25 protein-coding genes and 1 riboswitch are annotated in these 25,644 nt (G+C 64.6%); of the genes, 14 read left to right on the forward strand and 11 right to left on the reverse strand.

Annotation, left to right across the window (positions count from 1 at the left end):
* The first annotated feature begins 10 nt into the window (after window positions 1–10).
* From EN818_RS05980 to EN818_RS05990, 3 genes are all read left to right on the forward strand, one after another.
* The gene (locus tag EN818_RS05980; RefSeq protein WP_095804500.1) at window positions 11–949 is read left to right on the forward strand and encodes a threonine/serine dehydratase; all 939 of its coding nucleotides are present in this window, start codon (window positions 11–13) and stop codon (window positions 947–949) included.
* Between the two features lie 115 nt (window positions 950–1,064).
* The gene (locus EN818_RS05985) at window positions 1,065–3,653 is read left to right on the forward strand and encodes a TIGR02302 family protein (RefSeq protein WP_135904132.1); all 2,589 of its coding nucleotides are present in this window, start codon (window positions 1,065–1,067) and stop codon (window positions 3,651–3,653) included.
* Between the two features lie 75 nt (window positions 3,654–3,728).
* Complete coding sequence (locus EN818_RS05990) at window positions 3,729–4,331, forward strand: 2-hydroxychromene-2-carboxylate isomerase (RefSeq protein ID WP_095804502.1); 603 nt, start codon at window positions 3,729–3,731, stop codon at window positions 4,329–4,331.
* A gap of 26 nt (window positions 4,332–4,357) precedes the next feature.
* Here EN818_RS05990 and EN818_RS05995 read toward each other — a convergent pair whose 3' ends face one another.
* On the reverse strand, window positions 4,358–5,233 hold the full coding sequence (locus tag EN818_RS05995) for a LysR substrate-binding domain-containing protein (protein ID WP_095804503.1): 876 nt from the start codon (window positions 5,231–5,233) through the stop codon (window positions 4,358–4,360).
* A gap of 226 nt (window positions 5,234–5,459) precedes the next feature.
* On the opposite strand from EN818_RS05995, the gene EN818_RS06000 reads away from it, so the two are divergent.
* Window positions 5,460–6,410 (forward strand): DMT family transporter, encoded by a 951-nt coding sequence (locus tag EN818_RS06000; protein WP_095804504.1) that lies wholly within the window; start codon window positions 5,460–5,462, stop codon window positions 6,408–6,410.
* A gap of 108 nt (window positions 6,411–6,518) precedes the next feature.
* Here the strand turns inward: EN818_RS06000 and EN818_RS06005 are convergent, their stop codons facing one another.
* The 3 genes from EN818_RS06005 to EN818_RS06015 form a co-directional block, all read right to left on the reverse strand.
* Entirely contained in the window at window positions 6,519–6,890 is a 372-nt protein-coding gene (locus tag EN818_RS06005; RefSeq protein ID WP_095804924.1) for a response regulator, read from the reverse strand.
* Between the two features lie 157 nt (window positions 6,891–7,047).
* On the reverse strand, window positions 7,048–7,590 hold the full coding sequence (gene hpt, locus EN818_RS06010; RefSeq protein WP_095804505.1) for a hypoxanthine phosphoribosyltransferase: 543 nt from the start codon (window positions 7,588–7,590) through the stop codon (window positions 7,048–7,050).
* Between the two features lie 90 nt (window positions 7,591–7,680).
* The gene (locus EN818_RS06015) at window positions 7,681–8,319 is read right to left on the reverse strand and encodes a hypothetical protein (RefSeq protein WP_095804506.1); all 639 of its coding nucleotides are present in this window, start codon (window positions 8,317–8,319) and stop codon (window positions 7,681–7,683) included.
* 181 nt (window positions 8,320–8,500) lie between these two features.
* On the opposite strand from EN818_RS06015, the gene ftsE reads away from it, so the two are divergent.
* From ftsE to EN818_RS06035, 4 genes are all read left to right on the forward strand, one after another.
* Entirely contained in the window at window positions 8,501–9,160 is a 660-nt protein-coding gene (ftsE, locus tag EN818_RS06020) for a cell division ATP-binding protein FtsE (protein WP_095804507.1), read from the forward strand.
* Window positions 9,153–10,142 carry an ABC transporter permease gene (locus EN818_RS06025; protein WP_095804508.1) on the forward strand — a complete coding sequence of 330 codons (990 nt, stop codon included), beginning with the start codon at window positions 9,153–9,155 and terminating at the stop codon, window positions 10,140–10,142. Before ftsE ends, EN818_RS06025 begins: the two co-directional genes overlap by 8 nt.
* A gap of 77 nt (window positions 10,143–10,219) precedes the next feature.
* A complete protein-coding gene (locus EN818_RS06030; RefSeq protein WP_095804509.1) occupies window positions 10,220–10,969 on the forward strand; it encodes a YdcF family protein in 750 nt (249 codons plus the stop codon).
* Between the two features lie 165 nt (window positions 10,970–11,134).
* Complete coding sequence (locus EN818_RS06035; protein ID WP_095804510.1) at window positions 11,135–11,929, forward strand: 1-acyl-sn-glycerol-3-phosphate acyltransferase; 795 nt, start codon at window positions 11,135–11,137, stop codon at window positions 11,927–11,929.
* A gap of 6 nt (window positions 11,930–11,935) precedes the next feature.
* Here the strand turns inward: EN818_RS06035 and EN818_RS06040 are convergent, their stop codons facing one another.
* From EN818_RS06040 to EN818_RS06050, 3 genes are all read right to left on the reverse strand, one after another.
* The gene (locus tag EN818_RS06040; protein WP_095804511.1) at window positions 11,936–12,556 is read right to left on the reverse strand and encodes a LysE family translocator; all 621 of its coding nucleotides are present in this window, start codon (window positions 12,554–12,556) and stop codon (window positions 11,936–11,938) included.
* A gap of 114 nt (window positions 12,557–12,670) precedes the next feature.
* Window positions 12,671–13,618 (reverse strand): aldo/keto reductase, encoded by a 948-nt coding sequence (locus EN818_RS06045; RefSeq protein WP_095804512.1) that lies wholly within the window; start codon window positions 13,616–13,618, stop codon window positions 12,671–12,673.
* Between the two features lie 225 nt (window positions 13,619–13,843).
* Complete coding sequence (locus tag EN818_RS06050; RefSeq protein ID WP_135904149.1) at window positions 13,844–14,380, reverse strand: gamma-glutamylcyclotransferase; 537 nt, start codon at window positions 14,378–14,380, stop codon at window positions 13,844–13,846.
* A 123-nt stretch (window positions 14,381–14,503) separates the two neighbouring features.
* Here EN818_RS06050 and EN818_RS06055 point away from each other — a divergent pair, with 123 nt between their 5' ends.
* Both EN818_RS06055 and EN818_RS06060 read left to right on the forward strand, forming a co-directional pair.
* Complete coding sequence (locus EN818_RS06055) at window positions 14,504–15,502, forward strand: DUF2125 domain-containing protein (protein WP_095804513.1); 999 nt, start codon at window positions 14,504–14,506, stop codon at window positions 15,500–15,502.
* Between the two features lie 8 nt (window positions 15,503–15,510).
* Window positions 15,511–16,437, forward strand: a complete 927-nt coding sequence (locus EN818_RS06060; RefSeq protein WP_095804514.1) for a sugar kinase — start codon at window positions 15,511–15,513, stop codon at window positions 16,435–16,437.
* Window positions 16,438–16,452: 15 nt separating this feature from the next.
* On the opposite strand, the gene EN818_RS06065 is transcribed toward EN818_RS06060, so the two are convergent.
* Together EN818_RS06065 and hisC are read right to left on the reverse strand one after the other, a co-directional pair.
* Window positions 16,453–17,391, reverse strand: coding sequence for a prephenate/arogenate dehydrogenase family protein (locus tag EN818_RS06065; protein WP_176478325.1), 939 nt, complete (start codon window positions 17,389–17,391; stop codon window positions 16,453–16,455).
* Between the two features lie 5 nt (window positions 17,392–17,396).
* Window positions 17,397–18,500, reverse strand: a complete 1,104-nt coding sequence (hisC, locus tag EN818_RS06070) for a histidinol-phosphate transaminase (RefSeq protein ID WP_165349989.1) — start codon at window positions 18,498–18,500, stop codon at window positions 17,397–17,399.
* Window positions 18,501–18,652: 152 nt separating this feature from the next.
* Window positions 18,653–18,730, forward strand: a riboswitch (SAM riboswitch).
* 96 nt (window positions 18,731–18,826) lie between these two features.
* On the opposite strand from hisC, the gene EN818_RS06075 reads away from it, so the two are divergent.
* From EN818_RS06075 to EN818_RS06090, 4 genes are all read left to right on the forward strand, one after another.
* Window positions 18,827–19,996: a homoserine O-acetyltransferase gene (locus EN818_RS06075; protein ID WP_095804517.1), complete on the forward strand. Its 1,170-nt coding sequence runs from the start codon at window positions 18,827–18,829 to the stop codon at window positions 19,994–19,996.
* Window positions 19,997–20,087: 91 nt separating this feature from the next.
* A complete protein-coding gene (gene metW, locus EN818_RS06080; RefSeq protein ID WP_095804518.1) occupies window positions 20,088–20,702 on the forward strand; it encodes a methionine biosynthesis protein MetW in 615 nt (204 codons plus the stop codon).
* Window positions 20,703–20,749: 47 nt separating this feature from the next.
* Window positions 20,750–21,742, forward strand: coding sequence for a glycosyltransferase family 2 protein (locus EN818_RS06085; RefSeq protein ID WP_095804519.1), 993 nt, complete (start codon window positions 20,750–20,752; stop codon window positions 21,740–21,742).
* A gap of 232 nt (window positions 21,743–21,974) precedes the next feature.
* On the forward strand, window positions 21,975–22,910 hold the full coding sequence (locus EN818_RS06090) for a glycosyltransferase family 2 protein (protein WP_095804520.1): 936 nt from the start codon (window positions 21,975–21,977) through the stop codon (window positions 22,908–22,910).
* Window positions 22,911–22,923: 13 nt separating this feature from the next.
* Here the strand turns inward: EN818_RS06090 and EN818_RS06095 are convergent, their stop codons facing one another.
* Together EN818_RS06095 and EN818_RS06100 are read right to left on the reverse strand one after the other, a co-directional pair.
* Window positions 22,924–23,724: a DUF1194 domain-containing protein gene (locus tag EN818_RS06095; RefSeq protein ID WP_095804926.1), complete on the reverse strand. Its 801-nt coding sequence runs from the start codon at window positions 23,722–23,724 to the stop codon at window positions 22,924–22,926.
* A gap of 70 nt (window positions 23,725–23,794) precedes the next feature.
* On the reverse strand, window positions 23,795–25,621 hold the full coding sequence (locus EN818_RS06100) for an ABC transporter ATP-binding protein/permease (protein ID WP_095804521.1): 1,827 nt from the start codon (window positions 25,619–25,621) through the stop codon (window positions 23,795–23,797).
* Window positions 25,622–25,644 lie beyond the last annotated feature (23 nt).

Genomic DNA, 25,644 nt, shown 5'->3' on the forward strand with positions numbered 1-25,644 from the left:
GGAGCCATGCATGTCGAACAGCAAGATCACGCGCGAAGGGATCGCGGCCGTCGAACCGCGTATCCGGCCTTATGTGCGCCACACCCCGGTGATGCGCGTCGACATGGCGGATTTCAGCCGGCCGGCCTTCCCGGTCGCCCTCAAGCTCGAATGCCTGCAGCATTCCGGCTCGTTCAAGGCCCGCGGCGCTTTCACCAATCTGCTCGAGCGCCCGGTTCCGGCGGCCGGCGTCGTCGCGGCGTCCGGAGGTAATCATGGTGCAGCGGTCGCTTATGCAGCCATGAAGCTGGCGCACAAGGCCACCATCTTCGTGCCGGAAGTGAGCCCGCCGGCCAAGCGCGAGCGCATCCGCGGCTATGGCGCCGAACTGGTTGTCGGCGGCGCGCGCTATGCCGAGGCGCTCGTCGCCAGCGAGGCTTTCGCCGAAAAGACCGGTGCCTTGCAGATTCATGCCTTCAACCAGGAAGAAACACTGCTCGGCCAGGGCACGCTCGGCCTCGAGATCGAAGCTGACCTGCCCGAGATCGACACGCTGCTGGTCGCCGTCGGCGGCGGCGGCCTGATCGGCGGCATTGCCGCCTGGTTCTCCGGTCGCATCCGTATCGTCGCTATCGAGCCTGAGGGTGCGCCGACGCTTTATAAGGCCTTCGAGGCCGGCCGCCCGGTCGATGCCCCGGCCGAGGGCGTCGCCGCCGACTCGCTGGCAGCCAAGCGCGTCGGCGAGATGATGTTTCCGATCGCCGAGGCCTTCGTCGAACGGGCGATCCTGGTCAGCGACGACGACATCGTCGCAGCGCAGAAAGCGCTCTGGGATCGTGCGCGAATCATCGCCGAGCCCGGCGGTGCGGCGGCCTTCGCGGCGCTGCTTTCCGGGCGCTATGCGCCGGCGTCAGGTGAGAAAGTCGCCGTTCTGGTGTGCGGCTCCAACACCAACCCCGCGAATTTCTGACCACAGGCCGGGGTAAGCTCTTCACGAATTTTGGAACCCGCCTCGCCTTCGCCGTGTTTGGTGGTATCCTTCTGACCATGAGGTCCGGGCCATCTCGCCCGGCCAGGAAGGGCCGATGACGGAACGACCCATCTCCAGCGGCGAACGCGGCCTGGCCGGGCGTCTGGCGCTCAGCCGGCTGGCGACGCGGACCTCGATGATCTTCGAGCGCGGCTGGCCGCTGCTTCTGCCGCTGGCGATTGTCGCCGGCCTGTTCCTCAGCATTTCCTGGTTCGGCCTGTTTCCCCGCCTGCCCGACGCGGCGCGGCTCGCCCTCCTGATTCTGTTCGGTGCGGCAGCTCTCGCGGCGCTTTTTCCGCTGCGTCTTTTCCGCCTGCCCTCCGCCCCCGAGATCGACCGCCGCATCGAGGTGGCAAACCAGTTGCAGCACAGCCCGGTTCAAGTGCAGACGGACCGGCCGAGCGGCGCCGGCAGCCTGTTTTCGCAGGCGCTGTGGCGCGAGCATCAAAGGCGCATGGCGGAGCGCCTGGGTAGCCTTGGCGCCGATAGTCCGCGCACCCGCGTGCCGGAATACGACCGTTGGGGTTTGCGCGCCTTGGCCGGGCTTCTGGTCGTCACCGCCTTTGCCTTCTCCTTCGGCCCATCCGGCGGCAGGCTGAGCGATGGCTTTGTGGCCCGCGCCGCGCATGATGCGGTGCCGCCGCGCATCGACGCCTGGGTGACGCCGCCTCCCTATACCGGCAAGGCGCCGCTGTTCCTGACCGCCGATGCCAATCAGGCCGCCTCCACCTTCGTCGTGCCGCAAGGCAGCGATGTCTCGCTGCGCGTCACCGGCGGCTCCGGCGAGGAGACGCTGAGCTATGCGGACACGAAGGGCAATGCCCGCGCCATCGAAGCGGCCGCGCCCAAGGCCTCTCAGCCGGTCGCCGGTCAGACGGCGCCCAAGATCCGCCAGTTCACCGGCAAGCTGGACTCGGACGGCACGCTGACGCTGAGTTCCGGTGAAAGCCATCTCGGCCACTGGGCCTTTGCGGTCACTCCGGACAAGCCTCCGACGATCCGCTTCGTCGGCGATCCGAAGCGCGCCGTGAACGGCGCTCTCGAGGTCAATTACCAGATCGACGACGATTATGGCGCGGCCTCCGCTCAGGCCATTTTCGAGCTGGCGGATTCGCCAACTGCCAAGGCCCATCCGCTCTATGGACCGCCGGACATGCCGCTGACGCTGCCTCGGCGCGGCGGCAAGGGCAATGCCGCCAAGACGACCAAGGACCTGACGGAGCACGTCTGGGCCGGCCGCACCGTCAAGCTGACGCTCACCGCCACCGATGATGCCGGCCACACCGCGACCAGCGAAACCAAGACTTTGGTGCTGCCGCAGCGGCCCTTCTCCAACCCGCTGGCGCGCGCGGTGATCGAGCAGCGCCAGCTGCTTGGGCTGGACGCCAACGCCAAGCCGCGGGTGCTCGACCTGATGGACGCCATCACGCTGCGTCCTGAAGACACCTTCGACAACATGTCGCACTATCTCGCCATCATGAGCGCGATGAGCCGCCTGAAGCTGTCGGAGACCGACGATCAGTTGCGCAACGAAGTGTCCTATCTCTGGGAAATCGCCCTCGGTATCGAGGAAGGCAACCTGTCCGCGGCCGAGCGGCGGCTGCGCCAGGCGCAGCAGGCGCTGCAGGACGCCATCAAGAACGGCGCCAGCGACGAAGAGCTCGAGAAGGCGATGAAGGAACTGCGCGAGGCGATGAACGAATTCCTGCAGGAGTTCGCCCAGCGCGCGCAGCAGAATCCGAACGCGCCGCAGATGCAGCAGAACGGCCGCGAGCTGCGCCAGAGCGACATCGACCGCATGATGGACGAGATCGAGAACCTGGCGAAATCCGGCGACCGCGACCGCGCCCAGCAGCTTCTGTCCGAGCTGCAGGACATGATGAACAATCTGCAGGCCGGCCGCCAGCAGCAAGGCGGCGAGCAGGACAGCGAGATGCGCCAGCAAATGGACAAGCTGGGCGAGATCATGCGGCGCCAGCAGGAGATGATGAACGACACCTTCCGTCTCGACCAGATGCAGCGCGGCCAGCGTGGCCAGAATGGCGAACAGCAGTTTGGTGAAGATGGCGAGCCGGGCCAGCAGCAGGATGGCCAGAGGCCTGGCCCCGGCGAGGACCGCGATCCGCTCGGCCGACCCGGCATGTCGCCGCAGGATCTGGCCGATGCCCTCAAGCAGTTGCAGGAGGGCCAGGGCCAGTTGCAGAGCGATCTCGAGCAGTTGAAGAAGGGCCTCGAAGGCTTGGGCATGCAGCCCAATGAAGGCTTCGGCGAGGCCGGCAAATCCATGGGCGATGCCGAGCAGTCGCTTGGCGAGGGCGACGGCGACCAGGCGGTCGGTCACCAGGGCCGGGCGCTGGAAGCGCTGCGTCGCGGCGCCAAGGACATGATGAAGCAGATGCAGGCCATGCAGGGCGACCAGGGCGGCAGCGAGCAGGGCGGACGCCAGCAGGACGCTGACCGCGATCCCCTGGGCCGGCCGCGCGCAACGAAGGGTCCGGACGACGGCAACTCGGTCAAGGTGCCGGACGAGATCGACGTGCAGCGCGCGCGCCAGATCCTCGAAGCGATCCGCAAGCGGCTCGGCAACGCGCTGAGCCCCGATATCGAGCGCAGCTATCTCGAACGGCTGCTGGAACTGAAGTAGCCGTCCGGACCGTTTCGCTGAAAGATTGCCGGCCAATCCCGGTGCCGCTATCTTCAGGTCGGAGGATCACGGGCGATGATCGACTTCTGGTTTTCCATCGGCAGCACCTACACCTATCTCTCGGTGATGCGGCTGGCAGAGGTCGGGGCGGAGGCGCATGTTCAGTTCCGCTGGCGCCCCTTCAACGTGCGCGCCATCATGATCGAGATGGACAACATCCCCTTCGCCACCAAACCGGCCAAGGCCGCCTATATGTGGCGGGATATCGAACGCCGTGCGGCGATGTACAGGATGGCGCCGCGCCTGCCGGCGCCCTATCCGCTGGCCGAGCTGGAGCGCGCCAATCGCGTCGCTCTCATTGCCGCGCGTGACGGCTGGTGCGAGGCCTATGCGCGGGAAAGCTACCGGCGCTGGTTCGAGATGGACGAACCGGCGGGCAGCGAGCCGAACATTTCGGCAAGCATCGAGAAGGCCGGCCAGAAGCCGGAGCCGATCCTTCGGCAAGCCGACAGCGATGCCGCCAAGGCCGATCTGGCGAGGGCGACCGAACAGGCCAAGGCGCTCGGCATTTTCGGATCGCCAAGCTTCGTCGTCGACGGCGAGCTGTTCTGGGGCGACGACCGGCTGGACGATGCCATACGCTGGCTGAAGCAGATGGAGAGCGGCCCGCCCGACTGAGCCGGGCCAGGCTTGCTCGTCAAAGATCATTCCGCACGCGCCTGCCGGGTCAGCATGAAGGCGTCGCGGATGGCGTACTCCATGCCGTCGATCGCTTCGCCGGTCGCCAGCGGATTGCGACGCAGCACGACGTTCGAGGAATCGATATCGCCGAAGCCGTCGGCGGATGTCAGCTCGCGGCATTCCGCGGGAATGTTGCTGCGCGAGATCGGCGCAATGGCGAGCCCCGAGGTGACTGCAAGCGCCAAGCCGCCGTTGGTGTCGCTGGTATAGGCCACGCGGTAATCCAGTCCGCGCTGCTGCAGCGATTTGATCGCGAAGTCCCGGCACCAGCCGTCACGGCTGTAGAGCGCGATCGGCACCGGCCGCTCCTCATGCATGTGATGCAGTGTCGAGGTCACCCACACCGTCGGATCGTGCATCAGCACCTCGCCGCCGGAAAAGCCTTCCCATTCGAACACGACCGCCAGATCGAGTTCGCCCGCCGCCAGGGCTTTCACCTGTGAGGCCGAGTGGGCGTAGCGCACCGTGACTTCCACGCGCGGATGCCGTTTGGCGAATTCGCCGAGCGCCCGCGACAGGATAGACCGCCCGTACTCGGCCGGGATTCCGATGCGCACCAGCCCGCCGAGAGGCGGCGCCACCAGAGATGCCGCCGTTTCGTCGAGCAGCGAGACGATCCGGCGGGCATTGGCAATCAGCTCGCCGCCGCGGCGCGTCAGCGCCACGCCGCGCGAGCCCCGCTCGAACAGGCTGTCGCCGACCAGGTCCTCCAGCTTCTTCATCTGCATGGAGACCGCCGACTGGGTGCGGCCTGCCTTTTCGGCGGCCCGGGTGAAATTGCCGGTCTCGGCCACCGCCACGAAGGTGCGGAGAAGGTCGCTGTCGAGGGTCGGCTTCATGAAGGATCATCATAAGGAAATTTGATTGCTGGTATAATTTCAATTCGTTTGCAACATGTCAAACCTCGCAGGATAGTCCTATCTCCCATTGGATATGCGACCGCGAAATCGGTCGCGGACCAATTGAAAGTCCTCACTCATACCCGCTGCCCGAAAACGGTAGCGGGTTCTTTTTACCCGGTATGCCAATGCCGGTAAGTTGGCGGCTCGCGGGGGGCCGAAGCAAATGCAGAACCGGACGATGCTTGGCATCCTGAGCCTCTGCCTGGGCGTTCTGGTGTTCTCGTTGCAGGACCCGCTCGTGAAGGCGGTGTCCGGCGGCTATCCGGTGACCGAGGTAATGGCTATCCGCGCGGTCGTCGCGCTGCCCATTCTGCTTGTTGTCGTCTACGCCGATGTCGGCCTGCGCGCGCTCTTGTCGAAGCGATTCGGCATGCTGACGCTGCGCGCCTTCATCCAGTTCTCATCCTATACGTCCTACTATCTGGCGATCGCCGCCTTGGCGCTGGCCGACGCGATAGCGCTTTATTTCATGGCGCCGCTGTTCATCATGGCAATGGCCGGTCCCTATCTCGGCGAGCGCGTCTCCTCGCGAACGCTCACCACCGTGCTGATCGGTCTGGTTGGGGTCGTCGTGATGCTGCGGCCGGGCACCGGATTGTTCGACTGGGCAGCGTTGCTCTCGCTCGGCTCAGCCCTTTTCTATGGCTTTTCGCAGGTGATGGCGCGCCGCATCGGCGACACCGAATCCTCAACGGTCATGGCTTTCTACCAGAACGGCGCCTATCTCACCGGCGCCATCGCCGTTGCCGCCGTGTTTCACCTGGCCGGCATCACCCACGCGGTGCACCCGAGCCTCGACTTTCTGGTGCGGCCCTGGGTTTGGCCGACACTCCCGGACTTCCTGAAGATGGCCGCCTGCGGCGTGGTGGCCTCGGCCGGCATGATTCTCTTGTCGCAGGCCTACCGGATGGCGCCGGCCAACCGTGTCGCCACCTTCGAATACACCGGCATAATCTGGTCGCCGCTCTGGGGTTTTCTGTTCTTCGCCGAGGTTCCGCGCGAAACGACCGTGCTGGGGGCGGCGCTGATCATCGGCGCGGGCCTGTTCGCCCTCAACGGCGAGCGGCGGCGGCGTGCCGCGCCAGCGGTCGCCGCGACGGGCGAAGCCGTATGACGAGTGCATGTCGCCCAGTGTGCATCGGTTCTGGGGCCACGACATGCATCAAAACAAAGATTTAGAACGCGTCGCCTGAAATTCGTTTCAGCGCGCCGCGCTTTAAGCTCAGGCGAAGCAACTCAACGCGCGTCCGACGCGGGCGCGGATCTCGGCAAGCGTGAACGGCTTCTGCATGACGTCGAGAATGATGCCGTTCAACTCCTCGGCCCGCTCGCGCTGGTCGGCATAGCCGGTCATCAGCATGATCTTCATCGCCGGGAACTGTCTTGCCGCCGCGGTCGCCATCTCGATGCCGTCCATCTCCGGCATGCGGATGTCCGAAACCACGAGATCATAACCGCCTCGCTCTGCCTCGATCAGCGCCAGTCCCTGTGCGCCGTCGGCGGCGACGGCGACGTTGTGCCCGTCGCGCTCCAGCGCGCGGGCGGCGAGGGTGCGGACGGACTCATCGTCCTCGACGATCAGAAGCTTTGCCATGGCGAGATACATGGCGGCGAAACGTTGACGTTTCCTGAACCGGAAAGCGCGCCCGCAAGAAATCCAGTGAGCCTTCGGATCCGACGCTCAAGGCTATGTTGAGGTACAGGTCAGGCCGGGTCGCAGTCCTGACGACATCCTGAATATCGACATTCCCTCAGGCGTCACCTTTCACCACTCCTACAAAAGGCAACTCGCGAAAGGCGTGCGCGACATCCATGCCGTAGCCGACGACGAAATAGTCGGGGCAGTCGAAGCCGACATAGTCGGCGTTGAGCGTGGTCTGTCGGCGCATCCGCTTGTCGAGCAGAACCGCGATGGCGCAGCTTTTGGCGCCGCGCGACAGCATGAGGTCGCGGGTGAAGGAAAGCGTCTTGCCGGATTCCAGTATGTCGTCGATCAGAAGCACGTCACGGCCGGCGACCTGATTGTCGATGTCGCGCAGCACCCTGACCTCGCCGCTGGTGGTGCCGGCGCCATAGCTGGAAATGAAGATGAACTCGACTTCCGGCGACAGGCCGACATCGTGCATGGCGCGGATGAGATCGGCGGCAAAGACGAACGAGCCCTTCAGGATCGAGATCACCAGAAGGTCATGATAGTCGCGGCCGGCGATCTCCTTGGCGAGCTCGAGATTGCGTCGTGCGATCGCCGACGCCGAAAACAGGACCTCGATGTCCTTGCCGCGCACAACAGGCATCAACTACCTTCCAAAGAAATCGCCCGAAGCAATTCGCCCAGGCGTGTCGAGATTCAGGTCAGGCCGGCCTCGCCTGAATATCAATACGCCTCAGCCGGCAAAGGTGACCGATACGGCCCTCACGCCGTTTCTAGGCACATCGAGGCGGCTCGAAAAGCCGAATCTTTCGCCGGGTGCCAGCGACCGATCGGATGTCCCCAGCCGGTAGCGGGTAATGCTGCTGTCATTGCCGGTGACCCGGATCTCGAGCGGCGGCAAGGATGCGGCCTGCATCCCGTCATTGGCGGCCTCGCCGTCGACGAACAGCACCGGCCTCGACCCCGAATCGTCGATCCGCGACGTCACGCCGGAGATGGTCAGCGCGCTTGCCGGCTGCGGGCTGGCCCAGAACGGGCTCTGCCGGACCAGCGCGTGTCCGCCCGACACCCAGAACGCGGCCAAGGCCATGCCGACACCGGCGATCCAAAAGATCGGGCCGCCACGCGAAGCCGCTCTTGCCGGCGCGATCTCGGGTTTGCGCAGCATGTCCATGCCTTCGATCGAAGGCGTGGCCGGCAGTGGCGGCGAAGCCACCGGTTCAGAACGGCCTGTAAAACGAGGCAGCACCACATAGTCGGCATCGACGATATCGGCCGGCGCATCGAACATGGCGCGCTCCAGCACGGCATCTGCGGCCGTGCCGGTCATGATTTCGCCGGAAACAGGGCGCGCGGTTCGATCGTCAGCCATTACGGCCCCAGTGCAATCTTCGTTTGTTTTGCGTAAACGGAATTGGTTAACGCTTCCCCACCGGAAATGCTGTGAAACGTCGAAAATGCGTTAGAATTAACTCACCATTAACCATGCCGGCCGATGGTCTGGACAGACAAAAGGCTGGCAAAGCGCCGCCGCGAGTTTCAGGTCGCCGAACGTGATCCGCTTCGAAAATGTCGGCCTCCGCTATGGCATGGGTCCGGAGATTCTCCGCGACATTTCCCTGCACATACCGGAGCGCTCCTTCCAGTTCTTGAGCGGTCCCTCTGGCGCCGGCAAGACCACCTTGCTGCGCCTTCTGTTCATGTCCTTGAAGCCGACGCGCGGGCTCATCACCATTTTCGGCAAGGATCGCTCGCGCATCTCGCGCAGCGAGTTGCCGCTTCTGCGCCGCCGCATCGGCGTGGTGTTCCAGGATTTCCGCCTGCTCGACCACATGACCACCTATGAGAACGTGGCCCTGCCCCTGCGCGTGCGCGGGCGCGAGGAAGCGAGCTACCGGACCGATGTCACCGAGCTCCTGAAATGGGTCGGCCTCGGCGACCGAATGCACGTGCTGCCGCCGGTGCTGTCCGGCGGCGAGAAGCAGCGCGCCGCGATCGCGCGCGCGCTGATCGAGCAGCCGGAGATACTGCTTGCCGACGAGCCGACCGGCAATGTCGATCCGCCGCTGGCGCGCCGGCTGCTGCGGCTCTTCATCGAGCTCAACCGCCTGGGCACTGCCGTGGTGATCGCCACCCACGATCTCGGCCTGATGGAACAGGTCGACGCGCGCCGCATGATTCTCGCCGGCGGAAGGCTGGACATCTATGACTGACCTTCCGGCTGAGCGGTTGCATGACGACGATGCCGAAGACAGGGCGCCCGCTCAGCGCGTCCAGCGCCGCATGGCGCCGATCGTGCCGGCGCACAACATCGCCGGCCGGGCGCTGGTGCTGGTCATCGCCATCATGACCTTCCTGTCCTGCCTGACCTTCGGCGCGGTGACGCTGGTGCGCGACACCGCTTCGGTGTGGGAGAACCAGATCTCGCGCGAGGCGACGATCCAGATCAAACCCGCCGACGGCCTCGACATGGAAGCGGCCCTTGCGCAAGCCTCCCAGATCGCCAGCGAGTTTCCAGGCGTGAAGGGCACCAAGATCATCGACCGCGACGCCACGGCGCGCCTGCTGGAGCCGTGGCTTGGCACCGGCCTCAACATCGATGAATTGCCGGTGCCGCGCCTCATCATAGTCACCATCGACGAGGCCAATCCGCCTGACTTTGCCGCCATGCGCGAAGCGATCACGCCGAAGTTTCCAAGCGCCGCGCTCGACGATCATCGCACCTGGGTCGACCGGCTGGTTGCCATGGCCCATACCACGGTGACGATCGGCATTGCCGTCCTGGCGCTGATGCTCTCGGCGACGGTGCTGACGGTGGTTTTCGCCACGCGTGGCGCCATGGCCGGCAACGGCCACATCATCGAGGTGCTGCATTTCGTCGGCGCCGAGGCGCGCTTCATAGCCCGCGAGTTCCGCTGGCATTTCCTGGTCACCGGCATGAAGGGCGCTGCTGCCGGCGGCGCGGCCGCCATCGTCGTCTTCATCGTCTTTTCCTGGTGGTCGTCGCGCAACATGGCAACGCCCGAGGCCGACCAGGCGACTGCGCTGTTCGGCAATTTTGCGATCGGCTCCGCCGGCTATCTGGGTGTCGGCCTGATGGTGCTGGTGATCGGCGCTCTGACGGCCGCGACGTCGCACGCGACCGTCGTCGCCTATCTCAGCGATATCGAGGTCCGCCAGCCCGACGGAGGATAATCACGCATGCGCCGATTCCGTAACGTAATGTGCGCCTTACCGGCTATCAAAGGCGGCATTTCAGGATTAGATTCAGGATGATGAACGCGCGGGACTCGACCGGGACGGCTGGACGGATGCCGGTGGTGCTGGCAAGCGCTGTCGTGCTCGCCAAAACCGGTCGCCTGAGGCTGGCGCTTCGAATCCTCGGTTTCTCGATGCTTGCCGTGCTGGCCCTGTTTGCCGGCGGCTTCGGCTGGTTTGCCGACAAAGTCAGCCACATGACGACGCCGCTCAATCCGGCGAAGGCCGACGCGATCATCGTGCTTACCGGCGGCCAGTCACGTCTGGACGCCGCGATGGAACTGTTGGCCACCGGCAAGGGCGAGAGGCTGCTGATCAGTGGCGTCCACCCCTCGGCCAGCCGCCGCCAGCTGCAAGCAGCCATGGGCGGCGACAAGCAACTGTTCTCCTGCTGCGTCGACATCGACCGCGCTGCGCTCGACACGATCGGCAATGCCGAGGAAAGCGCCAAATGGGTGGAGAGCCACGCCTATGGCAGCGTCATCCTCGTCACCAACAACTATCATATGCCGCGCAGCCTGCTCGAAATGGGCCGGCTGCTGCATGGCGCAAGGCTCGAGCCCTATCCCGTCGTCAACACCAATCTCGGCAATGGCGGCTGGCTGACCAAGCCGGAAGCGCTGCGCGTGCTGCTGACCGAATACAGCAAATATGTGTTGGCACTTGCGCGCGGCATCCTGCCCCTGCGGCCCTCCGCGGAAGGCATCACGCTCGCCGAAGCCTCGGTGGCCAAGGACGAGAAGCCCGGCCCCATCATCCCGTAGCGGAGATGCCGCGGACGGCGGAGGCCGTGGTGAAATTGCGCGCCTTTTCGCAATTTCGCCTGAAGGAGCGGCTGGCACGGCCGCCATGACGGCGGGCGCCCGCCCTTTCCTTTTTGCCCGCGCTTGGTGTAACGACACACACTTTCACACCGGGCCCCTTCCCGCATGCTCTATGTCCGCTCGCTGGCGTTCAATTTCGCCTTCTATCTCAGCCTGATCGTCCAGATGATCTTCTGGACGCCCTACTATTTCCTGTCGCCGCGCCACCGCGCCTGGTTCGTGCCGAAATTCTGGTCGCGCACCTCGATGTGGCTCTATGACAAGATCGCCGGCACCAGGAGTGAGATCACGGGGTTGGAATACCTGCCCGAAGGGTCCTTCATCCTGGCACCGAAGCACCAGTCGTTCTGGGACGCGATCGCCTTCTTTCCCTATCTCAACGATCCGCTCTACATCCTGAAGCGGGAGCTGACCTGGATTCCCTTTTTCGGCTGGTACATCATGAAGATGCGCATGATCCCGGTCGATCGCGGCAGCCGCTCGAAAGCGCTGAAGGCGGTGGTGGCCGCGACCAGGCAGGAGATGAACCGCAATCCCCGCCAGTTGATCATCTATCCCGAGGGCACACGCCGGGCGCCCGGCGACGAGCCGGCCTACAAATACGGCATCGTCGAACTCTACACCCAACTGGGGGTCCCGGTGGTGCCCGTCGCCCATGTCGCCGGCCTCTATTGGCCGCGCCGCAAGTTTCTACGCTTCCCCGGCACCATCAAGGCACGTTTCCTGGCGCCGATCCCGCCCGGCCTCGAGAAGGAGGAGTTCATGCGGCGGCTGATCGGCGAGACGGAAGCCGCCTGCGACGAGTTGCTGGTCGAAGCTGCGGGCACCGCCAACCCGCCGCCCATGCCGCCGACGGCGCAGAAGCGGCTGGCCGAGCTCGGTGCTGGCAAAGCAGCATAGGCCTGCTCAGGGCAGTGCCGCCGAGGCGGTCGTCAGCACCAGCGTTGCCGCGAAGACCAGGTTGATCGCCCGCGACGCCAGCGGATCGCGCAGCAAACGCGCGAAAACCGTTCCGGCGAGAAGCCAGAGCACATGGATGGCCACGATCATTGCCGCGAGCACCAGCAGCCTGGCCGGAAGACCGAGCACGTCTGTTTGCGACGCAACGCCGGCGAGCACGGCACCAATCGCCACATAGGCCTTCGGATTGGCGACGGCGAGCACGAAGCCGCCCAGAAAGCTGGGACGGGCTGCGGTAGTTCCGCGTTCGGTCAGCGGCGGGGCCGTTGCGATCTTGAAGGCGAGATAGAGGATGTAGCCGGCTGAAGCGACCGCCAGCATCGGGGCCAGCCTAGGTGTCGAGGCGAGCATGCCGAATATGCCGGCGGCGACGACGACAAGCACCGCGATCGTTCCAAGCACGACGCCCGAAGTGTAACGCAGCGACGGTCGCAGGCCAAAGGCGGCGCCGATGGCCGTGACGCTGATCGTCGCCGGACCGGGGCTTCCCATGACGACGGCCGCCGCGATGACCAGCGCCAGCACCTGCTGCCAGCGCTGCGCCTCAGACAGAACATCTCCGGACATGCCGAACCCCGTTTCCTCGCGTGATGCGAGAGGAAATTATCGCGAGCGATCCGCGGGGTCTTGGACGATCGTGCGCGATTCCCGGCGGGCCTCGCACACCTGTCTTGAGTGACGCTACGCGCTGGCTTGGTCGAGCGCGCCTATGTCTTCGGCGGAAAGCTCCAGCGATGCCGCGCGAATAAGACTGTCCATCTGCGCCAATGTCGTGGCGCTGGCGATGGGCGCGGTGATTCCCGGCCGCGCCATCACCCAGGCGAGCGCGACCTCGGCCTGCCTGGCCGCGTGGCGCTCGGCCACCGCGTCGAGCGCGGAAAGGATGCGCATGCCGCGTGGATTGAGGTAATCCCTGACGCCGCCGCCACGCGTGCTTTTGCCGAGGTCGGCCTCGCTGCGGTACTTGCCGCTCAGAAATCCCTTCGCGAGACCATAGTAGCTGATGACGCCGATGTCTTCGGCCAGGCAGAGATCGCGCAGCGGACCGTCGAAGGATGAGCGGTCGTAAAGATTATAGGCCGGCTGCAGCACCTCGTAGCGCGGCAGGTCGCGCAGGCTTGCGACGTTGAGTGCCGCGCGCAGTTGCGCCGCATCGAGATTGGAGCAGCCGGCATAGCGGATCTTGCCCTTCTCGAGCAGGCGCTGATAGGCGCCGAGTGTTTCCTCGTAAGGCGTGGCCGGATCCGGCCAATGCGACAGATAAAGATCGATGACATCGGTCTGCAGCCGTTTCAGCGACGCCTCGACCGCCTTCTCGATGTAGGCGGCGGAGAGGTCCTTCTTGCCCTGCCCCATATCGGAGCCGACCTTGGTGATGACGACGATCCTGTCGCGGTTGCCGCGGCGCTTCATCCAGTTGCCGATGATGGTCTCCGATTCGCCGCCCTTGTTGCCGGGGACCCAGCGCGAATAGGCATCGGCGGTGTCGACGGCGTTGAAGCCGGCCTCGGCAAAGCGGTCGAGCAGGTCGAAGGAGGTCTTTTCGTCGGCGGTCCAGCCGAATACGTTGCCGCCCAGAACCAGGGGCGCGATGGAAAGGTCGGTGCGACCGAGACGGCGTTTCTGCAAAACTGATCTCCGTGACGACTGTGAAGCCTGGAAGGCGTGCGGGTTGCCGCTAAGCTAGGTCTCGCTCTCGGGAGGTCAAAGGCATGGTTTTGCTTTTTGATCGGACCAGAGCAATTCCAGCAAAATGTGTAAGGTTAGGCTCGGCGGGTTCGCCGTAGCCTTGCGTCCGGGATTGCGTGAAAACAAAGAGATGGAGCGTTGGAGGCGATCTGCCGGAAATGCGCTTCACGAAGGCGCGACCCGTCGCCCCACCTCCTCGAGCCAATGGTCGCGTATCCCCAATGCCTTGAGATGCTCGACCGTGCTGAGCACATAGTCCTCGTTGCGGCCCGATTGACCGACGGCGCCGCGAACGACCGCTGCCGCATGGCTGGCGTCGAGACCGCCGGCATATTGCACATGGGCGCGGTCGACGACATAGGCGACCGCCTCGACGGTTCCACCCGCACCCGTGCCATCCTTGTCGAGCCTGACGTCGAGCTTGCGTTCGAGGTAGACGCTGGTTACGAGCTCGCGCTCGCGCAGATAGGCCAGCGCCTCATCGCGCAGATCGCCCGGCACGCGGAAGGCGAGGCCCACGCAGGAGCCGCCACGATCGAGGCCGAGCACCAGTCCCGGCCGTTCGCGTGTGCCGCGGTGCACGAAGGAATAGACGCACAGCGAACGGCGATAGCCGTGGAGACGGGCGCGCCGCGTTTCCACATGGGCGAATCCTGGCCGCCAAATCAGCGATCCGTAGCCAAAAACCCAAAAATCGCCCATATCGCCAAGCCTGATCGATTCGAATGAAGCCATCGCAACGGTAGGTGTTCTTTCTGTCCCCACCTTGTTGTGCGTAGGACAACCAGCCTGCTCGCTGCATGAGGGGTTAACGAGAGCCGCAGCATGACGTCAAGTGACGAGCGATCGCCGAACCATCGCCGCCGGCTGCTCTGGTTTGCCGGAGCCATCGTGGTTCTGTTCGCGCTCTACAGCGCCGGCTGGTTCTACCTCGCCGACCGGGTCAAGACCGAGGCGGAGAGTGCCGTGGTCGAGCTTGGGGATAAAGGCATCAAGGCCGATTGCGCCAATCTCACGGTCAGCGGCTACCCGATGACCTTTGCCGTCTCCTGCGACAGCCTAGCCTATCAGGACGACGCCAAAAACATCGCCGCCTCCACCGGCACCTTCAATGCGGTCGCGCAGATCACCCAGCCTTTGTCGCCGGTCGCCGACGTCAGGGGTCCGCTGCGGACCTCGGCGCCGGGCATGACACCGTTGTGGATCGACTGGGAGAAGCTGCGCGCCACGGTCAAACTATCCTGGCCGTTGCCCCGGCGCGTTTCGCTGCAGGCGGAAGGATTGTCGGGCCAGACCGACCCGGCCGACGACTCCGATCCGGCCGAACTGTTCTACGCGGCAAAGGCGGTCGGACAGTTGGAACCAAATGGCCCGGATGTCACCTATGCCGGCAGCTTCAGCGATCTCGAAATCGATGCCGACGCCATCGGCGGACGCGTGCTGCCGGCCCTCGACGGCAGCGGCGAGGCGACACTGAAAAACGGCGTCGCGCTGATCGCGACCCCGCCGAAGAGCCTGCGCGGCCAGGCGGTCGACGTCAGCAAGCTCGATCTGTCGTCGGGAACGGCGCGCGTGACGGTGTCCGGTCCGCTCTCGGTCGACGCCGACGGCCTGATCGATGCCGATCTGACGATCAAGCTGAAGGATCCAAAGGCGGTGGCGGGCATCCTTGGCGGCGCCGTTCCCGAGCACAAAAACGAGATCGAGCAAGGTTTTGCCGGCCTGGCGATGCTCGGCAACGAACCGTCCATGCCGCTCAAGATCGTCAAGGGCAAGGCCTCGCTAGGGTTCATCCCACTGGGCAAGATCAAGCCGGTTGATTGAGGGCTGCGATGCCGCGATCCGTCAGACTTCTCAGCGTCGGCGCGTTCACCCTCGATACGATCCTGCGCGTCGAGACGCTTCCCGTGCACCAGGGCAAGTTCATCGCCGGCGACGGTGTCCAGATCGCCTCGGGCATGGCGACGAGCGCTGCCTGCGCGGCGCAGCGCCTCGGTGCCAGCGTGTCCCTTTGGGCGAGCGCGGGCGACGACGCGGTTGGCGACCGGATGGTTGCCGAGATCGCGGCCGAGGGAGTCGACTGCAGCCTGATCCGCCGCGTTGCCGGCGCCCGCTCGGCGCTGGCCGCGATCCTGGTCGATGCCCATGGCGAACGCATTATCGTGCCGTTCTACGACAGGCAGGCGCAGGCCGATCCCGAGACTTTGCCGCTTGCCGATCTTTCTGCCTTCGACGCCGTGCTGGTGGATGTGCGTTGGCCGGGTGCCGCGGCGCTGGCCCTCAAGGCAGCGCGGGATGCGGGCCGCCCGGCGATCCTCGATGCCGACACCGCGCCGGTCGAGGTTCTGGAGCAATTGCTGCCTTTGGCCTCGCACATCGTTGCCTCGGAGCCGGCGGCGCGCATTGTCTGCGGCCACGCGCTCGACCCCGAAAGCGCCTGCGCCGATCTCGCCTCGCGCACCGACGCCTTTGTCGCGGTCACCGCAGGCGCTGCCGGAACCTGGTGGCACGACCGCGAAAGCGGCAGCGTGCGCCACGTCGAGGCGCCGAAGGTCAAGGCGGTGGACACGCTCGCTGCCGGCGACGTCTTTCACGGCGCCTTCGCCGTTGGACTTGCCGAAGCAATGCCGCCTGAACAGGCACTGCGCTTTGCGAGCGCCGCCGCCGCGCTCAAATGCCTGCGCTTCGGCGGCCGGCTCGGCGCACCGGACAGGACCGAGACATTGGCAATGATGGCGGCGCACTGGCCGGCATCCTGACAGGCGCGAAGACTTTCAGGGCTTGGAAGCGGGATGCTCCACCACCTGGCGGCCGAAATCCGGCACGTCGATGTCTTGGCCGGCCTCGATGATCGAGCGGCGGATGGCACGCGTGCGCGTGAAGAGGTCAAACAGCTTCTCGCCGTCGCCCCAGCGGATCGCCCGCTGCAGCGAGGCGAGATCCTCGGAGAACCGCGCCAGCATTTCCAGGATCGCATCCTTGTTGTGCAGGCAGACGTCGCGCCACATGGTCGGGTCCGACGCCGCCAGGCGGGTGAAATCGCGAAAACCCGAAGCGGAGTATTTGATAACTTCCGTCTTGGTCACAGATTCAAGATCGTCGGCGGTGCCGACGATGTTGTAGGCGATGATGTGCGGCAGGTGCGAGACGATGGCCAAAGTCATGTCGTGATGCTGCGGGTCCATCGTGTCGATGTTGGAGCCGCAGCGCCGCCAGAACTCTGACAGCTTCTCCAGCGCTTCCGGATCGGTGTCCGGCAGCGGCGTGAAGATGCACCAACGGTTGTCGAAGAGATCGGCGAACCCGGCATCCGGACCGGATTTTTCGGTGCCCGCCAGCGGATGGCCAGGGATGAAGTGCACGCCTGCCGGCACATACGGCTGCATCTGGGCGATGACCGAGGCCTTGGTCGAGCCGACATCGGTCAGGATAGCGCCCTTCTTCAGCGCCGGCGCGATTTCGGCCGCAACCTCGCCCGAGGATCCGACCGGCACCGAGACGATGACAAGATCGGCATCGCGCACCACTTCGCTGGCGTCGGTCGAGTAGGAATCGCCTAGACTCAGCTCTTCGGCCCGCTTGAGCGTCGATCGGCTTCGCGTCGCTATGGCGATGTGGCGGGCCAACCCCTCCCGGCGGACGACGCGGGCAAGTGACGAGCCGATCAGGCCGATGCCGACCAGTGCGATCTTTTCGAACATCGGTGCTGCCATGTGCTCTAGCTTTTCAGGAAACTCGTCAACGCATCGACGACGCCGCGATTGGCTTCCTCGGTGCCGATGCTCATGCGCAGCGCGTTGGGGAAGCCGTAGCCGGTGACGCGGCGCAAGATGTAGCCGCGCTGGCTGAGATAGTCGTCGGCGGCGGCAGCCGAATGCTTCTTGTCGTCGGGGAAGTGGATCAGCACGAAATTGCCGACGCTGGGCGTGATGCGCAGCCCGAGCCCCGTCACCTGCTCGCTCACCCAGGCAAGCCATTTCTCGTTATGCGTCACGCTGCGCTCGACATGGGCGCGGTCGCTTATCGCCGCGATGCCGGCCTCGATCGCGGTGGCATTGACGTTGAATGGGCCGCGCACCCGGTTGATCGCGTCGACGATATGCGCCGGGCCGTACATCCAGCCAATGCGCGCGCCGCCGAGCCCGAGCTTGGAGAAGGTGCGGGTCATCACCACGTTGTCGGAGCTGCCGGCCAGTTCGACGCCGGCTTCGTAATCGTTGCGCCGCACATATTCGGCATAGGCCGCGTCGAGCACCAGAAGCACGTTTTTCGGCAGGCCGGCATGCAGCCGGCGCACTTCCTGGAACGGCACGTAGGTGCCGGTCGGGTTGTTCGGATTGGCAAGGAACACGATCCGGGTCGCCGGCGTCACCGCCGCGAGCATCGCATCGACATCGGCGCGCTCGTCGGTTTCCTTGACCGCTACCGGCTTGGCGCCGGCAGCCTGGATATAGATCTTGTAGACCATGAAGGCGTGTTCGGTGAAAACCGCCTCGTCTCCGGGCGCGAGATAGGTCTGCGCCAACAGGCCCAGGATCTCGTCCGAGCCGTTGGAGCAGATGATGTTCGCCGGGTTGAGGCCATGCACTTCGGCGATGGCCTCGCGCAGTCGGCGCGCCGTGCCGTCGGGATAGACGTCGAGCTTCGCCGCCACCTGTCGCGCAGCCTCGATCGCCTTCGGCGATGGACCGAGCGGGTTCTCGTTCGAGGACAGCTTATAGACCTTCGTCACGCCGGCTGGCGCCGTGCTCTTTCCCGGCACGTAGGCTTCGATGTCCATGATGCCCGCGCGGGGCGTCGGACGTGGCTGATCCTGCTTCATTGTCACAAATCCGTCGAAAGGCCTCTGTCCACAGGCCGCAGCGGAAATACAGGCCGTGGCCCGGAATGTCGAGGGCCGGCGCTTGCGTGGACCGGGCTGGATCCAAGATGCCGAATGTTGACGAAGCGCGGCGCTGGCCCTAGAAGAGCAGCCAGACTTCCCGTGGTGATTTGGCCGGTCGGCTTGCAGCCACGTTAAACAATTCGCTAAAGGGCCGTTTGCAACCTGTAACCGGCTTTGCGAAGGCAGGCCGGTTTTTTGTTGTCCGCTGCCGGCCGGACACTGCATCGGAAGAGATGCCGACGCGGGAACAATTGAGGGATGCAATGGCCGCTCAGCGCGCTGCAAGGACCAACAATGAGGTCGAGAACCCATCGAGCCCGGTGTTGCGCTTCGGCGCCGACAAGCCGCTGAAGCTCGATGCCGGCACGTTGCTGTCGCCCTTCCAGATCGCCTACCAGACCTATGGCACCCTCAACGAAGCCCGCTCCAACGCCATCCTCGTCTGCCACGCGCTGACCGGCGACCATCACGTCGCCAGCACCAATCCGGTCACCGGCAAGCCGGGCTGGTGGGAGGTGCTGATCGGCCCCGGCAAGATCATCGACACCAACCGCTTTTTCGTCATCTGCTCCAACGTCCTCGGCGGCTGCCTGGGCTCGACCGGTCCCGCATCGATGAATCCGGCAACGGGCAAGCCTTACGGGCTCGACCTGCCGATCATCACCATCCGCGACATGGTGCGCGCGCAACTGATGCTGGTCGACCATTTCGGCATCGAGAAACTGTTTTGCGTGCTTGGCGGCTCGATGGGCGGCATGCAGGTGTTGCAATGGGCAGCGAGCTATCCGGAGCGAGTCTTCGCGGCGCTGCCGATCGCGACGGGCGCCCGCCATTCCTCGCAGAACATCGCCTTCCACGAGGTCGGACGGCAGGCCGTCATGGCCGACCCCGACTGGCACGGGGGGAAATATTTCGATTTCGGCAAGCGGCCGGAAAAAGGCTTGGCTGTGGCGCGCATGGCCGCCCACATCACCTATCTGTCGGAGGCGGCCCTCCACCGCAAGTTCGGCCGCAACCTGCAGGACCGCGACGCGCTCACCTTCGGTTTCGATGCCGACTTCCAGATCGAAAGCTATCTGCGCCACCAGGGCATGACGTTCGTCGATCGCTTCGATGCCAATACCTATCTCTATCTGACCCGCGCGATGGATTATTTCGACCTCGTCGCCGACCATGGCGGGCGCCTCGCCGATGCCTTCGCCGGCACCAAGACGCGCTTCTGCCTGGTGTCATTCACCTCCGACTGGCTGTTCCCGACGGAGGAAAGCCGCTCGATCGTGCATGCGCTCAACGCGGCGGGCGCCTCCGTTTCGTTCGTCGAGATCGAGACCGATCGCGGCCACGACGCATTCCTCCTGGACGAGCCGGAGATGTTCGCCGCCATCAACGGCTTCATTGGCTCGGCCGCCCGCGCCCGGGGGCTCAACCTATGAGCAGTTCGCAATCCCCAACGCATGACCCCCAAGCATGCGCGGCGCTCTTGGGAGAACGCCATGCGTCAAGAAAAAGATCGGAGGTGCGCTCATGAGCGTCAACCGCGCCCAGCGCGTCGATCTCGACGTCATCAACGATCTCATCCCGCCGCGCTCGCGCGTGCTCGATGTCGGCTCGGGCGATGGCTTGCTTCTGGAACTCCTGCAGGAGGCCAAGCAGGTCGATGGCCGCGGGATGGAGCTGTCGCAGCGAGGCGTCAACGAATGCGTGGCGCGCGGCCTCTCGGTCATTCAGGGCGACGCCGACAAGGATCTCGAGTTCTATGCCGACAAGGGCTTCGACTTTGTCGTCTTGTCGCAGACCCTGCAGGCGACCCGCAACCCGAAGCTTGTGCTCGACGAACTGCTCAGGATCGGCAATCGCGCCATCGTCTCCTTCCCTAATTTCGGCCATTGGCGGGTGCGCTTCTCGCTGCTGATCAAGGGCAGGATGCCGGTCACCAAGGATCTGCCCTACTCCTGGTACGACACGCCGAACATCCACTTCTGCACCATCCGCGATTTCGTCAATCTGTGCGAGGAGCTCGGCGCGACCGTCGAGAAGGCGACCGCGCTCGACGCCAACGGCCAGAAGATCGGGCTGTCCATGCCCTGGTGGTTCTGGAACTTCTTCGGCCAGCAGGCGGTGTTTCTGCTCAGGCGATGACGGTGGCTTCGATTCGCACATTGGCCATGGTTTGAGCCGGCGGGGACATGTCAGCCGAGCAGCCAACCTATTCAGTTGTCCTGGAGATGGAGAATGCCAGATCCATCGACTGGGACGAAATCGGCGCCGGGCTGAAAGCCTTGGCGCGCGACATTGCCGAGATTTCCGCTGCCGGATATGCAAGGCCGAAGCTTGTCGTCTCGCATGGCGGCCGGGAAGCGGACGCGGACGCGCTGCGCAGCAGCATCGAAGCTGAGGCGCCTCAGTTGGCGCAGGTTGCCGACCTGGCTTTCGCGGCCTGTCCGGCCGGCCGGTACTATGAGCTCAAGAACAACGGCATTGCCTCGACCGAGGGAAGCATCGTCGTCTTCCTCGATTCCGATACGGTTCCGGAACGGGGCTGGCTCTCGACCCTGCTGAAGCCCTTTCGTGACCCCGCAACCATCTGCGTGAACGGGCACACCTATCTTTCCTACGATGACTTCCTGTCGCGCACTTTTGCCTTGATCTGGTTCTTCCCGCTGGCCGAGGGAGACAAGCGCTTTGCCTCCAAGCGGGCGATCAATGCCAACAACATCGCCTTCCGGCGCGACTGGATATGCAGCCACCCGTTTCCCGCACATAACGGTTTCAAGGTCTCCTGCACGCTGCTGATGCACCAGCTTTGGCGCGAAGGCCGCAAAATCGTCAATGTCGACGCCCGCGTCAGTCACTACCCGCCGCGCGGATGGCGGTTCTTCTACTGGCGCGCCCTGGTCACCGGCCGAGATGCCGACAGAAAATTCGTCGAGCTCCATTCTCCCACTCGCACCCGGCGGGTGGTGAAGTCTTGCAGCCGATGGGGCACCATGTCGTGGCGCACCACACGACGCGTCATCCGTTTTGCGCGGCAAACAGGCATGCCGTTCTGGCAAATCCCGTTCTCGCTGACGGTCGGCCTGGCTTTCTATACCTTGGCCTTCCTTGGCCATTTCAGCCTGGCCGCGGGCCTCGTCCGTGACGAGGTCGAAACTGTCCCTGACTATGTCGGCCACAGTTGAGGTCTTGAGGCTGTATTGCCATCGGAATACCACCCTCAGGACCTGGTAAACTGTGGCAGTCAAATCGCATGATCTAAGGAATACGCGCCAAAACCTGCATCCGGAACGGCACTTTGGGTGACATGGCCGCTGGCTTTTTGTAACGCTTGGCGGAATCCAATCCGGGGGCGGCATGGAAGGCAAGCTGGAGGTCCGTCCGATCACCACCAGATCCGGCTGGTAGCGGAGACAGATGCCGACGTTACCGGACACCAGTCCGCTGATCACAGTGGTCACGCCGACCCATAACCGGCGTAGCCAGGTTGTGCGCGCAGTCGAAAGCGTTCTCGCGCAGACGCTTCCCCGCTTCGAGCACATCGTCGTCGATGACGGCTCGACGGACGGGACCGCCGCGGCGCTCGCCGATGTCCGCGACCCACGTCTGATCTATGTCGGGGCGAAATGGCGAGGCGCCAATGCCGCGCGCAACGCCGGTATCGAGCGCGCGCGGGCGCCGGTGGTCACCTTTCTCGATTCCGACGACGTCTATTTGCCGGATCGGCTGGAGCGCACGCTGGCGCGGTTCGACGAGGACCCTTCGCTCGAAGTTCTGATCAGCTCGTTCGTATCCGTCAAAGGCAATCGCAGCACCAAATGTATCAACCGCGAAGGCTTTCTCGGCCAGAACGCGCTGGAGCGGGCTTTGGTCTCGCAGACCATCTTCATCGCCGGCTCGGCGATCACCGCCCGCCACGCCTCGCTCCTGGAGATCGGCGGCTACGACAGCGACATCACACGCATGCAGGACCGCGAGCTTCTGCTGCGCTTTGCCCGGCGCAGCGGAGCCCTGCTGACCGGGGACATCGACTGGAAGAAATACAACTCCGAAAACTCGATCTCGGGCCGCCGCGACGGCTATGTCGCAGCCTACGCCGATCTCATCGAGAAGCACCCTTATATTCCCGATCGCTATCCCGACGTGCCGCCCTACATGATCGCGCGCCAGCTCATCGCCGATACTATCAAGGGCAGGCTGCCGCAGGCTTTGTCGGGCTATCTTGCCAACCGCTCGTCCAAGGCGCTGGGCTATTCGCTGCCGCATTTGCTGCGCGGCTATGTCGTCGGTCGACGCTGGCGCCGCACTTGCTATCAGGAATTCCGCTCCAACTATGGCGACCAGCCGGCCTGAAAAGCGGAAGCTTTCATCGGTCGAGTTCGGGAAAGTACGGGTCGGAATATTTCCGCCGATCGCGCTCGCCCTGCAGGCAATCGACAGGCGGCGCCGCCTCGATCCTGACCGTGGTCTCCCGGGTGATGCCGCTCACCTCCTGGATCAGCTTGCGGCGTATGGCCGTCGAGAACTCGGCAGCCGAGTAGATCGGCAGCACGAAGGAACCGGGTCCGCCCGTCACGCAGTCGGCATAGTAGGCATCGAGATGGCCGATGCTTGGCGATGGGCTGATCAGGATCGGCAGCCCGTTGATGACGATGCCCCTCGCCAGGACGGCATTGCGGATCATGGCGACAGGCAGCCCGGAATTGTTCGGTCCGTCGCCCGATATGTCGATCACGCGGCGCGGCGCCGAGAAGCCGGTTTTCTCCAGAAGCCCTGCGCCGAAGCCCAGCGCGCCGGAAATCGAGGTACCGCGAAAACTCCGGAACGGACGCTGGGCGATCTTGTCGGCGAAAGCGTCGGCACTCTCCTGGCCGTCGACGATCTGCCAGCCGATGACGCCGTCGTCGCGCACCACGCCCGCCCATTCGAAATAGGCGAGCGCAATCCGGCCGTTGCTGCCCGATCGCACCGCCCGGATGAAATCGGGATGGCGCAACGCATCGACATAGCCGGCGCGCTGCAGGACGAATTCGCCCTCGTCCATCGACTGCGAGATGTCGACGGCAAGCACGAGTTCGACGTCGACCGCCATATCCTGGCCAGGTGCCGGCAGCGGCGCCGCCTCGGCGCAGGCAAGACAGGCAAGCAGGCTGAACATCTCGAGCATGGCAGCAAGCAACCCTGACGGTTCGCGCAGATTGTTTCCGCCGATCACGGCGAAATAAAGCTTGGCGTGCCTATTTCCGGCGGCGGGCGACAACCGGCGGCGGTTCGATTGCGCCAGCCCTGACGCGAGCAGGTTTCAGCGCTGGTGCGCCGGAATCCTTCACGATCGTCAACGAGCGCGGGAAGAACTGGACGTTGTGCAGGCCGCGGCCGATGTTGAGGATAGCTGTCTCGGGCAAACGCTTCTCCAGCATCGACAGCACCCGCCTCAGCGATGGGCCATCGAAGGCGTCCAGGGCCTCATCGATGATCACCCAGTTCGGTTTCCGCAGGGCGAGCCGGGCAAAGGCGAGCGAGCGTTGTTCGTCATCGCCCAGTTCACGTTCCCAGCGTCCGCTGCGGTCGAGCGAGGACGACAGCCGTTCGAGACCAACCTCGGCAAGCACCGCCGCGATCTCGGCATCGCTCGCCGGCGCAGATCCGTTCGCATGGTCGAGCACCTCGCGCAACGTTCCGGCCGGAAAATAGGGAACGCGAGGCACGAAGATGGGCGCTTCTCCCTCCGGCAGGCCGATCTTCCCGCTGCCCCACGGCCACAGGCCCGCAAGGGCGCGGAAGAACAGTGTCTTGCCGGCGCCCGGCTCGCCGGTGATCATCACGCGCTCGCCGGCACGAATCTCGACATGCTCGTCGGCGAGCCTCGTGCATCCCTCCGGCGAGGCTACCTCGAGTCTTTCGAACGTCATGCTGCCATCGGCATTATCAGCGAACGCAATGCGCTTTTCCCTGTCGTGCAGCACATCGGTTTCGTTGAGCGCGATGCGGAAGTCTGCCACCCGCATCAGCGTGGCGCGCCAATCGGCGATGGCGCCGATGTTGTTGATGAACCAGCGCAATGACGAGTGCACCTGATTGAAGGCGCCGACCGCCATCATCAGCCCGCCGAAACTGATAGTACCCGAGAAATAAACCGGGGCAGCGACCAGGATCGGCGCCACCACGGTGATCCAGCCATAGGTATCGGTCACCCAGGCCAGGTTGATCTGGGCGGTGTAGATGCGCCGCATGGCGCCGAGCACCGCGCCGAGGTCGAGCTGAAGCCGTCGCCTTGCATCGGCTTCGCCACGGTAAAGCGCGATGGCGTCGACATTCTCGTTGACCCGCACCATGGAGGAGCGCAGCTCAGCCTCCCGTGTGTAGCGATCGCTGTTGAGGCCGATCAGCGGACGTCCGACCAGCCAGCTCAGCCAGGAGGCCGTGCCGGCATAGAGGAAGGCCGCCCAGACCATGTAGCCCGGTATTGCCAAGGAGCGATCGCCGATGTGGAAGACGAAACCCGAGGACAATTGCCACAGCACGCCGACGAAGGACACGAGCAGGATGAACGATTGCAGCAGCCCGACGCCGAGATCCGTCGACAGGTCGGACAGATGCCCGGCATCCTGCTGCATGCGCTGATCGGGATTGACGCCGATCGCTCCGGCATTGGCCAGCCGGAAAGCGCGCGCGGGTCGCATCCATTCCTCGATCAGATCGAGCGTCAGCGCCTCGCGCAGCTTCAGCCGGATCATCTGGTTGAGCCAGGTCTGGCCGATGTTGAGCACCAGCAGCCCGCCGGCAATGGCCGCGAAGACGAGAAGCTGGTGCAGGAAGTCCGCCATGTCGCGGCGCGCCAGCGCATCGTAGAACGGTTGGTTCCAGCGGTTGAGCAGGACCTGGCCCATCGCCGTCGCGACGATGACGCCCACCATGCCGACCGACGTCCACAGCAGCCACCTGCGAACTGGTGATGCTTTGAGCGCCAGCCCGATCGTCGCCACCTGATCGGAAAGGCTGCTGGCCTCGACCGACACGGCGGCCCGCTGGGTTTCGGGCAATTGATCCAGTTGATCAGCCATGAAGGAAATTCCCGATTTCGGGC

Origin of the sequence: Mesorhizobium sp. M3A.F.Ca.ET.175.01.1.1 (assembly GCF_004791945.1) — a bacterium.
Classification (GTDB): domain Bacteria; phylum Pseudomonadota; class Alphaproteobacteria; order Rhizobiales; family Rhizobiaceae; genus Mesorhizobium.